Genomic DNA, 13605 nt, shown 5'->3' on the forward strand with positions numbered 1-13605 from the left:
AGTTCGGTGTCAGCTACGCTGGTATCGGATGAATTGTGCGTAGAGCATTTCCATCGTGGTGTTGCGAACGTCGCGATGCAACGGCGACGGCGGTGAATAGTTGAGCATGCGCAGCACCCAGTCGCGCGGCGCGGCGCCGACGTCGAGCGCATTGATGCAGCCGGTCGCCTGCGCCAGATGACCGAAGAACGTGCGGCCGCCGGCCGTCAGCGCGTGCGACAGGATCGCGCGATTGACGCCGCCGTGCAGCACCAGCAACGCGGTGTCCCACGACGTGTCTTCGCGCAGCGCCGTGACGGCCGGCAGAACGCGATCGAACAGCTCGCCGATCGTTTCGCCGTCGAGAAAGCGCATGCTCTCCGGCACGATGCCGTCGAACACGCCGAGAAAGGCGGCCTCGATATCGCTCGGCGGGATGCCGCCGAGCCGTCCGCCGCGAATTTCTCGCCACGCGGGCTCGATTTCGGGCTCGATCTGCTGACCCGTTTCGGCAAGCACGCACCGCGCGGTTTCGATCGTGCGCGGCAAGCCGCTGACGATCACGCGGTCAAAGCGCACCTGCTGTTCGGCGAACACGCGGCCCGCCGCGCTTGCCTGCTCGCGGCCGTTCGCGTTCAGCGGCACGGTTTCGGGATCGATCGCGCGGCCGGTGTCGTCGAAGTAGGTGACGTCGCCGTGACGCATCAGGAAGATGCGGCGACGTTTCGGCAGTTGGTAGTCGGGCATGTCGGGCGGCTCTCTCGTCGTTTATTTGTAGATGGGGGCGCGTTTTTCGAGGAACGCGGTGATGCCTTCGAGACCGTCGCGATGATGCAGCGACGCGACGAAGTTATCGCGCTCGGCGAGCAGATGATCCGCGAGCGGCTGCGTACCGGCCGCGGCGATCAGCCCCTTGATGCGCGCGACCGAATTGGGCGAAATCGCGCCGAGCTCGTCGGCCCACGCGAGCGCGTTATCGAGCGCGGTGCCGGCTTTGGTGAGCCGGTTGACGACGCCGAGTACGTGCAGACGCGCGGCGCCGATCGGCTTGGCTTCGATCAGTACCTCGGTGGCCAGCTGGCGCGGCAGCGCCTCGGCGAGAAACCACGAGCCGCCGCCGTCGGGCGTCAGGCCGACGCGCGCATAGGACATCGCGAATTTGGCGTTGTCCGCGGCGACGATCAGATCGCAGGCGAGCGCGAGCGAAAATCCCGCGCCTGCCGCCGCGCCTTCCACCGCGGCAATGACCGGCTTCGACGATAGCCGCAGTGCCGAAATCCATTGAGCGAGCATGTCGATGCTATCGGCTTGCACGGAGGGATCTTTCGCGCGATTTTCGAGCAGGCGGTTCAGGTTGCCGCCTGCGCAAAAGAAGTTATCGGCGCCGGTGATCACGACGGCGCGAATCGACGGATCGCGCTCGACGGTATCGAATGCCTCGATGCCCGCGGCGTACATGTCCGGATGCAGCGCGTTGCGCGCACCGGGGTTCGACAGCGTGAGCACCAGCGTGGATTCGCTGCTGGCCGGGCGTGAAGCGAGCAGGGCGGCGCTCATGATTGGGTCTCCGTTGGGATGTCGGCGGCGTCGCGCTGCGTGAGCGCGAGGCCGAGTTGCGCGCGTCTTGCGAGCCACGGCGACGGACGATAGCGCGGCTCGCCGAGCACGCTGTGCACGTTGCGCAGGATCGTGAGAATGGTGGTGGCGCCGAGCGCATCGCCGAGCGCGAGCGGTCCGCGCGGATAGCCGAGGCCGAGCGTGACGGCGAGGTCGATGTCCTCCGGCGTCGCGATCTGCTTCTGCGCGATGTCGCAGCCGATGTTGACGATCGTCGCGACCACCCGCTGCGCGACGAAGCCGGTCGAATCGCGGATCACGGTGACGGGGATGCCGTCGGCGGCGAACAGCGCATGCGCGCTATCGCGCGCGGCGCGTGTCGTGGCCGGCGTGGTCATCAGCGTGCGGCGTTGCGCGCCGACGAGCGGGAACAGTGCGTCGACGGCGACGACGCGGCTCGCGTCGAGCGCTTCGTCGACCGCGGCCGTGGTCGCGTCGTGGCCGAACGGCGTGACGACGATCAGCGAACCGGCGGCGGGCGTCGCGCCTTCGTCGAGCTTTACGCCCGCTTTGCCGACCAGTTGCACGACGGCCTCATACGCGTCGCGGTAGCGTTGGCTGACCCACACGCTTTGCGGCAGCGTGGTCGGAGCGGGCGCTTCGGCGGCAACCTGCTGCTTACCGTCTACGTAGCGATAGAAACCTTCGCCGCTCTTGCGGCCGAGCAGTCCGCCCGATAGCCGCGTGCCCGTGATCGGCGACGGCGTGTAACGCGGTTCTTCGTAGAACTGGTGATAGATCGACTCCATCACCGGATGCGACACGTCGAGCGCGGTCAGGTCCAGCAGCTCGAACGGCCCGAGGCGAAAGCCGGCCTGCTCGCGCATGATGCGGTCGATGTCCGCAAAGCTCGCGACGCCTTCGCCCGCCACGCGCAAGCCCTCGGTATTCATGCCGCGGCCCGCGTGATTGACGATGAAGCCCGGCATGTCCTTCGCGCGCACCGGCGTGTGGCCCATGCGGCGCGCGAGATCCATCAGCGCGTCGCCGGCTTCGGGGTCGCTGCGCAGGCCGTCGATCACTTCGACGACCTTCATCAGTGGCACCGGATTGAAGAAGTGATAGCCGACCACGCGCGACGGATCGGTGCAGCCCGCGGCAATCGCGGTGATCGACAGCGACGACGTATTCGACGCGAGGATGCAGCGGCCGCTGACCACGGTTTCGAGCTCGCGAAACAGCGCCTGCTTCACCTCGAGCTTTTCGACGATCGCCTCGATGACGAGATCGCAGCCGACCAGTTCGCTGATCGCCTGCACGCCGCTCACGTTGGCGAGCGCGGCGAGCGAGCGTGACTGCTCCAGCTTGCCTTTGGCCGTCAATTTGGCGAAAGTCTCCGCGAGATAGTCGCGCGCGGCGCCGACGGCGGCCGCGTGGGTGTCGTAGAGCCGCACGCGCAGGCCAGCGAGCGCCGCGATTTGCGCGATACCGCGGCCCATCGCGCCGGTGCCGACGATGCCGATGGTCTCGATGCTGAAATTGCGAGAGTTCATTGTGATGCCCGACTCCATGGTTATTTTAGAATAGCACGATCGTGCAATTTCTTGGATGATTCGATGGAAAGCCGCTGCTTCAACCTCGACGCGCGGTCTCACACACCATGACACAAGGAGACACCCCATGATCAAGCTGTGCGGTTTTGCGCTGTCCAACTACTACAACAAGGTCAAGTTCGTGCTGCTCGAACATGGCATCGAGTTCGAGGAGCAGTTCGTGAAGCCGAGTCAGGAAGAAGCGCTGCTCGAGCATTCGCCGCTCGGCAAGGTGCCATATCTGCAGACCGAGCACGGCGACCTCTGCGAGTCGCAGTGCATCGTCGAATATCTGGCTGCGCGTTTTCCCGACAAGCGGATCTTCAGCGCCGATCCGTGGCAGGCCGCCAAGGAACGCGAAATGATCTTTTTCGTCGATGTACATCTCGAGCTGACAGTGCGCAATCTGTACAAGGAAGCGTTTTTCGGCGGCACGGTCAGCGACGCGACGAAAGGGCGCGTCGAGAAGCTGCTCACGCATCACATCGCCGGTTTCAAACGGATCGCGAAGTTCTCGCCGTATCTGTGCGGCGAGCAATTCAGCGTGGCGGATACCGCCGGCTACGTGAGCCTGCCGCTCGTCGGTATGGCGACACAGACCATTTACGGCCGCGATCTTCTGCTCGAAGCGGGGATCGACTGGAAGCGCTACGTGAAGACGGTCAACCCGCGGCCGGCTGCGCAGCGCGTGACGGAGGATCGCAAGGCCTGTGTCGCGGCGTCGCGTGCGTCCTGAGGGAATGAGCGCAGTGCCATGAAGCGCGCGTGGGTGCGAAGCGCACACCCATGCCGCGCAGCGCGATGGCAAGTAACGTGGGTTCGTTCGTGGCATCGCGCAAGGCATCCTAGAGCCGCGCGAGCCGTTCGAGCGCGGTAGCGAGCGTGCCTTCCTGCTTGGCGAAGCAGAAGCGCACCACGCCCGACTCGTGCGCCTCGTGATAGAACGCCGAGACCGGAATCGCCGCGACGCCGATTTCGCCGGTCAGCCATTGCGCGAATTCGGCTTCGGGCAGGTCGCTGATCGCCGAATAGTCGACGCATTGAAAATACGTGCCCGTGCACGGCAGCAGCCTGAAGCGCGAATTCGCGAGGCCCGCCTGGAAGAAATCGCGCTTGCGCTGATAGAACGCCGGTAGCTCCACGTACGGCGCCGGGTCCTTCATGTAATCGGCGAGGCCGATCTGCATCGGCGTGTTGACGGTGAACACGTTGAACTGGTGCACCTTGCGGAACTCGGCGCTCAGCGCGGCGGGCGCGGCCACATAGCCGACTTTCCAGCCCGTCACGTGGTAGGTCTTGCCGAAGCTCGACACGACGAAGCTGCGCTGCGCGAGTTGCGGATAACGCGCGACGCTTTCATGCGGCGCGCCGTCGTAGACCATGTGCTCGTACACCTCGTCGGACAGGATCAGCACGTTGGTGCCGCGCACGATCTCCTCGAGCTTGCGCATGTCCTGTTCGCGCCACACGGTGCCGGTCGGATTGTGCGGCGTGTTGATCATGATGAGCCGCGTCTTCGGCGTGATCGCGGCGGCGAGCTTGTCGAACGGGATGGCGTAGTCGGGTGCGTCGAGCGTGACGAAAACCGGCTTGCCGCCCGCGAGTTCGATCGACGGCAGATAGCTGTCGTAGGTCGGTTCGATCACGATCACTTCGTCGCCGGGATGGACAGTGCAAAGAATCGCGGTCAGCAACGCCTGTGTGGCGCCCGCGGTCACGGTGATTTCGCTATTGGCGTCGTAGTGGCGGCCGTACAGATTCGCGATCTTGTCCGAAATCGCCTGACGCAGCGGCAGCACACCGGCCATCGGCGGATACTGGTTGTGACCGTCGCGCATCGCGTTCGCGACCGCGTCGACGATGCGCGGATCGCAGGCGAAGTCGGGAAAGCCCTGACCCAGATTCACCGCGCCTTTTTCCGCGGCGAGCGCGCTCATCACGGTGAAAATCGTCGTGCCGACGTTCGGCAGGCGAGACGGAAACGTGGGGCTCGTGGGCGTGTCGTGCGGTGCGTTCATGGCGTCGTGGGTAGCAGGGCGATAAGGTGGGCCGGTTCTCGAACTGTCGTTGCGAAGGGCGAAGCCTGATTGTAGGGAATCGCGACACGCTGTGCGCGCCGCGGGTGTCACGTTGATCGTCAGAAGCCGCCTGACGATGAACCTTCAACATGCGCTCGGCTCAACGCGCCACACGGACGGTCGGATTCACGCGTTGACGGGCTCGCCCCCAGCATTCTGCGCGATGCCGATTTCCGCGACGAACGGTGCCGGTTGCGCGATCCTGAAGCCGAAGTCGCGCGCGATCCGTTTCGCGAGCTTCAGCACCGCACGGTCTTTCGACACGAGCCAGTCGGCCTGCGCCGCATGCGCAAGCTCGAGAAACTTCTGATCGTCGCGATCCTTGCATTGGGGCAGCGGCCGCGCGTCGGCGGCGGACTCGGTCGGCTCACACGGCTCGACCAGTTGCGCCAGCCGCGCGACGACCGCGAGCGCAGCGGCTTTGTCGACATTGCGGTGCGCGAACTGCGGATAGTCGAGCACGTAGGCGAGCTCGGCGAGGCAGCGCGCGTCGATCAGCGCGGCGAGCGCGCCGTTTTCGAGCGCGGCGGCGATCGGCCGCGTGTGAGGGTCGTCGAATACGAGTATGTCGATCCAGACATTGGAATCGAGTACGACGCGCAACGCGCCGCTTGAGGCGAGGGAACCGGGCATTCGTTACAATCGGGCTTTCGTCTTTGACCGCCAGGCACGGCGTGCCTGCAAGCCTCTATGATAATCGTTCTGTCGCCGGCGAAATCGCTCGACTACGACACCCCGCCGCACGTCAAAAAGCACACGATCCCCGATTTCGTCGATGACGCCGCCGAACTGATCAGCGGCCTGCGCCGTTTGTCGCCGCAACAGATCGCCTCGCTGATGAGCATTTCCGATCAGCTCGCGCACCTCAATTTTCAGCGTTACGCGGACTGGTCGCCGCAATTCGGCATGCACAACGCCAAGCAGGCGGTGCTCGCTTTCAACGGCGACGTGTACGAAGGTTTCGATGCGAAGACGTTGTCGTCGGCCGATCTCGACTATGCGCAGAATCACGTGCGGGTGCTGTCGGGCCTCTACGGCCTGCTGCGTCCGCTCGATCTGCTGCAGCCGTACCGGCTCGAAATGGGCACGCGTTTCGTCAACCCGCGCGGCAAGGATCTGTACGCGTTCTGGGGCGAGCGGATCACGCACGCGTTGAACGCGCAGTTGAAGAAGAATGCGGCCACCTCGCGCGTGCTGGTCAATTGCGCATCGGGCGAATATTTCAAGTCGGTCAAGCCGAAGCTGCTCGACGCGCAGGTCGTCACGCCGGTGTTCGAAGACTGGAAGGGCGGCCGCTACAAAATCATCAGCTTCCATGCAAAACGCGCGCGCGGCTTGATGGCGCGTTTCGCGGTGGAAAATCGCCTCGATCGTCCCGAGCAGTTGAAGGACTTCGAGACCGAAGGCTACGCGTTCAGTGCCGAAGCCTCGAACGACTCCACTTTCGTATTTCGCCGCCGCGTTGCGGAATAAGCGTGCCGCTGCGCAAAAAAGGCAGCGTGAATTCAGGCAGGGAAGACTCCGATGACGTTATCGATTACGAGCAATTTCGACGCAGGCGCAGTTGATGTGTTGTCCTGCGAGGACGCCGGCAATATTCGCCTGCGCGTACGGCCCGACAGCCACGCCGAGTTTGCGCAGTGGTTCTATTTCCGCCTATCGGGCGCGGCGGGCGAGCGCTGCGTGATGACCTTCGAGAACGCCGCCGCGTGCGCGTTCGCGGAGGGCTGGCGCGACTATCGGGCGGTCGCGAGCTACGACCGCGTGAACTGGTTTCGCGTGCCGACGTCGTACGACGGCCGCGTGCTGACGATCGACCATACGCCCGATTTCGACAGCATCTACTACGCGTACTTCGAACCGTACAGCGAGGAGCGTCATGCGGAGTTTCTCGGCGCCGTGCAGCAGATGCCGCACGCGTCGCTGACCGAACTCGGCAAGACGGTCGAAGGCCGGCCGATTTCGCTGCTCACGCTCGGCACGCCGCCCGCCAACGATGCCGCCAACGCCGCGCCGAAAAAGAACATCTGGCTGATTGCCCGGCAGCATCCGGGCGAGACGATGGCCGAATGGTTCATCGAGGGGTTCGTGAAGCGCCTCGTCGGTTGGGGCGATTGGGCGGGCGACCCGGTCGCGCGCAAGCTCTACGATCATGCGGTGTTTCACATCGTGGCGAACATGAATCCGGACGGCAGCGTGCGCGGCAATCTGCGCACCAACGCGGCCGGCGCAAACCTGAATCGCGAATGGATGGAGCCGGATGCCGCGCGCAGTCCCGAGGTGCTGGTGGTGCGCGACGCGATTCATGCGATAGGCTGCGACCTGTTCTTCGATATTCATGGCGACGAGGCATTGCCGTATGTGTTCGTCGCGGGCTCCGAAATGTTGCCGGGCTTCACCGAGCGGCAGGGCCGCGAGCAGACGGCGTTCATCGAGGCGTTCAAGCACGCGAGTCCGGATTTTCAGGACAAGTATGGCTATGCGGCGAGCAAGTATCGCGAGGATGCGTTGAAGCTCGCGTCGAAGTACATCGGCAACGAATTCGGCTGTCTGTCGTTGACGTTGGAAATGCCGTTCAAGGACAACGCAAATCTGCCCGACGAGCGGGTCGGCTGGAACGGCGAGCGCAGCGCATCGCTTGGCGCCGCAATGTTGCAAGCGATCCTGCGACACGTGGAGACGTTCGCCTGAAGAAGCGGACGGATGGACACAAAAAACCAGGCACGCACGGCAAAAGTGCGTGCCTCGTTTTTTATTGGGGCGACTGATCGGACGGTGGCGCGGCTCGATCAGCGCCAGATGTCATTGGCTCTTCTTCTTCGAGTTCTTGTTTGCCGATTTGCTCGACGTCGTGCGCGACGATTGGCCCGAGCCTGTCTTCGACGACTTCTTCGACGTCTTGCCGCCGACCGCGTGCTTGCCTTTGCCGCCTTTGTGCTTGCCCGATCCCGCGCTATGCGCGCGGTTTGGCGGTACCGGATCGTTCCAGCTGAATGCGAGCATCTGCGAGCCGACGTAGCCGCAGCGGAATTTCAGATCGGCCGGCTCGCCTGAGTTGTCCTGGCGCACGCCGACGCCCTCGACGGTGACGATGCTGTCCACCTTGACGCGCTGCTTGCCTTCGTCGAACGAGTCGTTCCATGGCGTGACCGACGAGTGCGCACTGTCGAACGAACTGGACGGGAATTCGACGTGGTCGAAAGCGGTCGACGTGCTCGCGACGAAGTCGCCATGCGCGGCGCAGTCCGCGACGAGCGGATCCGCGTGCATTTCGGTGATAAATCTTTTGACGAGGTCGTTGTGCTGTTCGAGCTGATCAGCGAATGCGGGAGCCGCGCAGATGAGCGAGAGACTCGCTGCGCAGGCTGCCAACCGGCCGATCACCCGCAGCAACCGGCTCGGTACATTGGTGCGATCCATCTAGTTCTTTAGACGCAAATGGGAGATGAGGCAAATAAGATGCCGCGCGCAAGGGTTGAGTTCAATGTTGCTGCAAATATTCTGCCTTGTCCTATGGGGGCGCCCGGAAAGTCTCCAGTGATGAGGCGCTGATTATCACAGATGCGCCGCACGCGACGTCAAAGCGCGCATTCTCAGGTGCGCGGGCCGCCCAGACGATAGCGCCGCACGTCGTAGGTGGTCACCCATGCGGGACGGTAGACCGCGATCAGCGCGGTCGCCATGCCAGTGAACCATGCTTCGCCGGTGGCGAGCAGCAGCACGCTGAGCGCGTAGCCGATCGGCACCACGGTCATCGAACCGCCGGACACGACGATATGGATGCCGAGCGCTGCCGCGGCCGTCAACGACACGGCAATGGCGGGCGAAACGAAGCCCTGGCCGAAGATGAACATGAAAAGATTGCGCGGTAGCCACGCGGTGCAGATGCGCTGGAGCAAGGTCGAGATGGCGACGGGCAGGGCTCCGTACACGAGGAACGTCAGCGCGATGCCCTGCCACGGCGCATCGAAGACGACGGCGGCCAGACCCGCGACCACCGCCATCGCGATCAGGGCGAGCCCCCAGTCGAACAGCGTGACGACGAGCGTGGCGCCGAGCAGGTGCATCACGGTGCCGTCGTCGAGCCAGGCGTTGCTCGACCACAGCACCGACACCGCGACGATTATCGCGAGCCAGACATGCTGGAGCGTGCCGTCCTGAAGTCTTTTGAAAGGTTTTTTCCACAGCGCGAGCGCGATCACCATCGCAGTGGCAATCCAGCCACCGACAGCGACCCAAAACGGAAGCGGTGTGTAGAGGAAACCCATGTGTCTCATATTACTCGTTGGACGACAAAAGGTGTGAGCGGATTCCATGCCAGCCCACCCTCGACGCTGCGCGCATGCGGGACGTTCCAACCCATGCGCGCGGCGTGCCTCGCGCCCCGCGTCATGCGGAACCCGGCCCGACCGACTTCCGCGCGGGCCGGCCGGGTGGGGCCTCGCCGTACGACGTGGCGGGCTCCGCGGCCATCGGTAGCGCGCTGCTGGTGTCGCTGCCCGGCAACGGATACTGGAAGCGCGCACGTGTGCGGCGCCGGAGTGGAACTGGGCCAGGCTGCCCGCGGATGACCGGCCGCGCGCTGTGCTCGCCGTTGTTGCGGAGCACTTGCAAATGATTCGTGAGCCATCCGTTGTAAAGCGCGACCGCGGCGGCGCGATTGGGCGCACCAAGTTGCTGGAATATGCTCGTCAGGTGGATCTTGACCGTACCTTCGCTAATGCCGAGCGTGCGCGCGATCATCTTGTTGGTGCTGCCCATGTGCACGCAGCGCATGATCTGCTCCTGCCGCGGTGACAGCCCGCCCGAGAGCTTGTTGCGGCGGGGCGGCGGACTTTCTTCGTCGAACGTACGGATCGCGGTGTCGGTCGGCAGCGGCGGATCGATCGCCAGCGCGCCGGGCGGCACGTAGTGACCGCCGAGCAGCACCATTTCCAATGCGCGCACGATCAGGCAGGGATCGGTGTCGCGTGGAACAACGCCGAGCACACCTTCGTCCATCAGCGCGCGCACGAGCGCGGGCAAAGTCCCGTCGGTGAGCACGCTGATGCGCAGGTCCGGAAAGTGGCTGAGCAACGCACGCACCTGCGCAACCGACATCCAGTCCTCCCAGTCGATCACGACGAGATCAGGCCGATAACGCTTGAACGGACGTTCGAGCAGACGCCATTCATCGGCTTCTGTGAAGCGTGCCAGCCGGTCGATCTGCCGCAGCAAGGCCTTGAGTCCATCACGTCGTTCTGCGTTTGAATTGAGAATCGCGAAGCGCATGCATGTCTCCAGATGTATCGGGCGAAATGGCGCGACGCATCTGTGGTACTCGTGGAGCTGACTCGATCACGGCGATGCGTCACCGTGCCTATGATGACAAATTCCCTTCGTTTTGACGGCTGTCCAAAAGGCATAAGAAATGCGGACAATCAACAAAAAAAGCCCCGTATATACGGGGCTTTTTTGCGATAAGGCAGGGATGTCGACTTCGGTCTCAATGGAAATGGGGTTGCGCGGGCTCGGCGTCTTCGGGCATTTCCGCGTGGACGATTTCGCCGAGCGGGTCCGCATACAGCGGCACGCCGCAGTCGTCGCAATATTCCGGCTCGAAGCGGCCCGCGTGGCGGCGCACATCCGTGATGCCGGTTTCCTTGAGCAGCGCGACGATTTCCTCGAGCGGTTCGTCCGAGCCGGTGATTTCCTCCGGCTCCTCGTCGATGCCCGCCTCGCCGTTTTCGCGGCCGTAGAGTGGCCACACGACACCGTAGATCACGTCGTTGCTGCCCTTGCGCGTGAAGCCGACGCGGTACTCGTCGATGCGCCGTTCGCCGAAGCCGGCGACCACCGCGCGCAGATCCTGCGGCGCCGCGCCAATAGTGTCGAAAAGATAACGCACGGCGGTACGCACGGTGTGCGGACGCACACTTTCATCGGCGTCGCGGCACGCCGAGTAGTACGCATCCGGCAGCAGACATTCGAATTCGCAGCCCGGCAGCACAACCGACAGATTCGCGCCGCCTTGGGTGGCCCATTGCTCGAGACATTGGCCGCGCTCGATGCGAGTGCCGTGCTCTTCTTCCTGCCAGCGGAACGTCGCGTCGCCGAAGGGAGCGGCGACTACGGCGAGCAAAAAGCGCGGGTCCGCCAGAATCGGCGAGGTCTCCGGCAGTTCGCCGAAATTGAGCTTCGCGTTGCCGCCGCTGACCGCGGCTTGCGCAAGTTGCTGGGCGATGCGCCACGTTTCGACGTGATGGCGCGGCAACTGGTCGATGCTGAACAGGAACGGAGCCATTGCCACGCGCGTGTTGGCGGCGAGCACGTGCGCTTGCAGGTGTGCGCGCAGGGCGTCGGCGGCGTCGGACTTGAGCGGGCCGGACGGAATCACGTAGCGGGTCCAGGCGAGCACAGGCGCGGCGATCAGCAGCGCTTCATAAGACACGCCTTCATGTTCGATCGCGAACGATTCGCTGTGCGTTTCCGCCATGTCGGCCAGCGCGCCGTAGGCATCCGGATGGTTTTGCTGCAGATGGTCGAGCGCGGCGTCCAGCGTAGTCTGGTTGGCGTTGCGCACGACTTTGGCCAGCAGCGCGTCGAGCTTCGCTTCCCAGAAGCGATCTTCGGTACGGCTGCCCGACGCGAAAAGCGCGAGCGAGAGACCGACGAGCTTGTCGGCGTCGGGAGGGAGACGTTTGGTGATTCGCGAGCGCATAAATCCAGAAAAATTGGGGGCACGGAACCTTATATTCTAGTCTTTTCCAGGCAGCTATATGGATTGGCCAGCAATCTCCGGGCAATTTGGGCGCTTTCATCTCAAAAAATGCGGTCGCCACCGGCACAGTCGCAAGCGACTTGCAACACGCTGGCGGGATGGTATAAGACACCCGGGACGCCCAACTCGCTTCTATACTGACGGCGTTCAGCGGGCGCCTGACGGGCGTGTGTCATGTCATTGCCACGGTCTGGCGCAATAGGAGATTCATCGTGAAATCTGACCAACTGATCGAGCGACTTGCCGCGGTATTCGCATTGATTGTGCTCGTGGGTGGGTCGTTGCTGGTGCTGGCGCCATTTACGACCGCGCTGCTGTGGGGCGCCATCCTCAGCTACAGTTCCTGGGGACTCTACCGGCGACTCACTGGCGTGGTCGGCGGGCGGCGCAAGCTGGCCGCGACCTTGATCGTGCTGATTATTCTGGTCGTGGTGCTCGGGCCGTTCGTCTATGCGGGTTTCGCGTTCGGCGCGCATGTTCACGACATCGTTGCGCTGGTGCAAAGACTTTTCGAGTCGGGGTTGCCCGATCTGCCGCCGTGGGTGCAGCGGATCCCGCTGGTTGGTTCGAGCATCGGGGCGTTTTGGGAGCGCTTGACCAGCAGCAATTCCGAGTTGATCGCGCAATTGCGCACGCTCGCCGCTCCGGCTGGGAAGTGGATTCTGGCGGCGGCGCTTGCGGTGACGCATGGGCTGGGGCTGCTGGCGTTGAGCATCGTGCTCGCGTTCTTCTTTTATACCGGTGGCGAGGGGGCGGCCGCCTGGCTGAACGCCGGCATGCGTCGAGTAGCCGGTGAGCGCGCCGAGTATCTGCTGGCGCTGGCGGGCAGCACGGTGAAGGGGGTGGTCTACGGGATTCTGGGTACGGCCCTCGTACAGGCGGTTCTCGCGGGATTCGGTTTCTGGATGGCGGGCGTACCGGCGCCGGCGTTGCTCGGGCTCGTGACGTTTTTTCTGTCGGTGGTGCCGGGCGGTCCGGTCATTGTCTGGTTGCCGGCAGCGATCTGGCTGTATCAGGGCGGGTCGACTGGATGGGCGATTTTTGTGGTCATATGGGGCCTGCTGGTAGTCGGCATGGCCGACAACGTCATCAAGCCGATCCTGATTGGCAAAAACAGTGACATGCCGTTGATTCTGGTGATGCTCGGCATCCTCGGCGGCGCGTTTGCGTTTGGTTTTCTTGGTGTTTTCATCGGCCCGACGTTGCTGGCGGTCGCTTATACCGTGCTGCATGATTGGACGATCGGCGCATCCGCCGCCCAGACGCTGGCGCCCGAGGTGAAAACCCCATCGATAGACGGTCCGGGCCGTATGGGAAAGATCCCCTAAGGAAAACCCCAGGATTTCGCTTGCAAGTTCTGGCTGCGGCGACTAGAATTCCGCTCTTTCGCGCTCCGGACACCGGGGTGCGGAGAAGCGGGAAGCCTTTGATGGCGTGGGCTTCAGCGGCGTGGGCAGGTTAAGCGAGTGATAAAAACCTGTTGACGATCCGACGGAAGTTCTCCATAATCTTGTCTCTCTGCTGCAGACGCAGCGACGCAAACGAAGCAGTGCCGGGTAGTGGTGGTTCAGGCGCGGCGGGTTTGGCGGACCGATCTTTAAAAACTAACAGTCGATAAGTGTGGGCGCTTGATGCGGAA

Annotated in this window: 14 protein-coding genes; 4 read left to right on the forward strand and 10 right to left on the reverse strand. The window is 63.6% G+C overall.

Going from position 1 to position 13605, the window contains the following annotated elements:
* Positions 1–9 precede the first annotated feature (9 nt).
* Genes F6X39_RS21305 through F6X39_RS21315 form a run of 3 tightly spaced genes read right to left on the reverse strand, consistent with a single transcriptional unit; the run spans position 10 to position 3089 of the window.
* Positions 10–726, reverse strand: a complete 717-nt coding sequence (locus F6X39_RS21305; RefSeq protein ID WP_187617991.1) for a histidine phosphatase family protein — start codon at positions 724–726, stop codon at positions 10–12.
* Between the two features lie 21 nt (positions 727–747).
* On the reverse strand, positions 748–1536 hold the full coding sequence (locus tag F6X39_RS21310) for an oxepin-CoA hydrolase, alternative type (protein WP_187617992.1): 789 nt from the start codon (positions 1534–1536) through the stop codon (positions 748–750).
* Positions 1533–3089 carry a 3-hydroxyacyl-CoA dehydrogenase gene (locus F6X39_RS21315; protein WP_187617993.1) on the reverse strand — a complete coding sequence of 519 codons (1557 nt, stop codon included), beginning with the start codon at positions 3087–3089 and terminating at the stop codon, positions 1533–1535. Before F6X39_RS21315 ends, F6X39_RS21310 begins: the two co-directional genes overlap by 4 nt.
* A 127-nt stretch (positions 3090–3216) precedes the next feature.
* On the opposite strand from F6X39_RS21315, the gene F6X39_RS21320 reads away from it, so the two are divergent.
* Positions 3217–3864 (forward strand): glutathione S-transferase family protein, encoded by a 648-nt coding sequence (locus F6X39_RS21320; protein WP_187617994.1) that lies wholly within the window; start codon positions 3217–3219, stop codon positions 3862–3864.
* Positions 3865–3973: 109 nt separating this feature from the next.
* Here the strand turns inward: F6X39_RS21320 and F6X39_RS21325 are convergent, their stop codons facing one another.
* Complete coding sequence (locus F6X39_RS21325) at positions 3974–5146, reverse strand: pyridoxal phosphate-dependent aminotransferase (RefSeq protein ID WP_187617995.1); 1173 nt, start codon at positions 5144–5146, stop codon at positions 3974–3976.
* A 186-nt stretch (positions 5147–5332) separates the two neighbouring features.
* A complete protein-coding gene (locus F6X39_RS21330; RefSeq protein ID WP_187617996.1) occupies positions 5333–5839 on the reverse strand; it encodes a putative toxin-antitoxin system toxin component, PIN family in 507 nt (168 codons plus the stop codon).
* Between the two features lie 57 nt (positions 5840–5896).
* Between F6X39_RS21330 and yaaA the strand changes: the two genes are divergently transcribed.
* Both yaaA and F6X39_RS21340 read left to right on the forward strand, forming a co-directional pair.
* Positions 5897–6679 (forward strand): peroxide stress protein YaaA, encoded by a 783-nt coding sequence (gene yaaA, locus F6X39_RS21335; protein ID WP_187617997.1) that lies wholly within the window; start codon positions 5897–5899, stop codon positions 6677–6679.
* 51 nt (positions 6680–6730) lie between these two features.
* Complete coding sequence (locus tag F6X39_RS21340; protein ID WP_187617998.1) at positions 6731–7897, forward strand: carboxypeptidase family protein; 1167 nt, start codon at positions 6731–6733, stop codon at positions 7895–7897.
* A 111-nt stretch (positions 7898–8008) separates the two neighbouring features.
* On the opposite strand, the gene F6X39_RS21345 is transcribed toward F6X39_RS21340, so the two are convergent.
* From F6X39_RS21345 to F6X39_RS21360, 4 genes are all read right to left on the reverse strand, one after another.
* The gene (locus tag F6X39_RS21345) at positions 8009–8626 is read right to left on the reverse strand and encodes a BspC domain-containing protein (RefSeq protein WP_187617999.1); all 618 of its coding nucleotides are present in this window, start codon (positions 8624–8626) and stop codon (positions 8009–8011) included.
* A 173-nt stretch (positions 8627–8799) separates the two neighbouring features.
* Complete coding sequence (locus F6X39_RS21350) at positions 8800–9474, reverse strand: energy-coupling factor ABC transporter permease (RefSeq protein ID WP_184028785.1); 675 nt, start codon at positions 9472–9474, stop codon at positions 8800–8802.
* A 121-nt stretch (positions 9475–9595) separates the two neighbouring features.
* Positions 9596–10477, reverse strand: coding sequence for a response regulator transcription factor (locus tag F6X39_RS21355; protein ID WP_090803814.1), 882 nt, complete (start codon positions 10475–10477; stop codon positions 9596–9598).
* A gap of 214 nt (positions 10478–10691) precedes the next feature.
* Positions 10692–11906 carry a DUF2863 family protein gene (locus F6X39_RS21360; protein WP_187618000.1) on the reverse strand — a complete coding sequence of 405 codons (1215 nt, stop codon included), beginning with the start codon at positions 11904–11906 and terminating at the stop codon, positions 10692–10694.
* Between the two features lie 272 nt (positions 11907–12178).
* Here F6X39_RS21360 and F6X39_RS21365 point away from each other — a divergent pair, with 272 nt between their 5' ends.
* Positions 12179–13294 (forward strand): AI-2E family transporter, encoded by a 1116-nt coding sequence (locus tag F6X39_RS21365; protein WP_187618003.1) that lies wholly within the window; start codon positions 12179–12181, stop codon positions 13292–13294.
* A 130-nt stretch (positions 13295–13424) separates the two neighbouring features.
* Here F6X39_RS21365 and F6X39_RS36380 read toward each other — a convergent pair.
* A partial coding sequence (locus F6X39_RS36380; protein ID WP_222945276.1) for a hypothetical protein occupies positions 13425–13605 on the reverse strand: 181 nt, incomplete at its 5' end.

The sequence above is a fragment of the Paraburkholderia sp. UCT2 genome (assembly GCF_014397665.1).
Lineage (GTDB): Bacteria > Pseudomonadota > Gammaproteobacteria > Burkholderiales > Burkholderiaceae > Paraburkholderia > Paraburkholderia tuberum.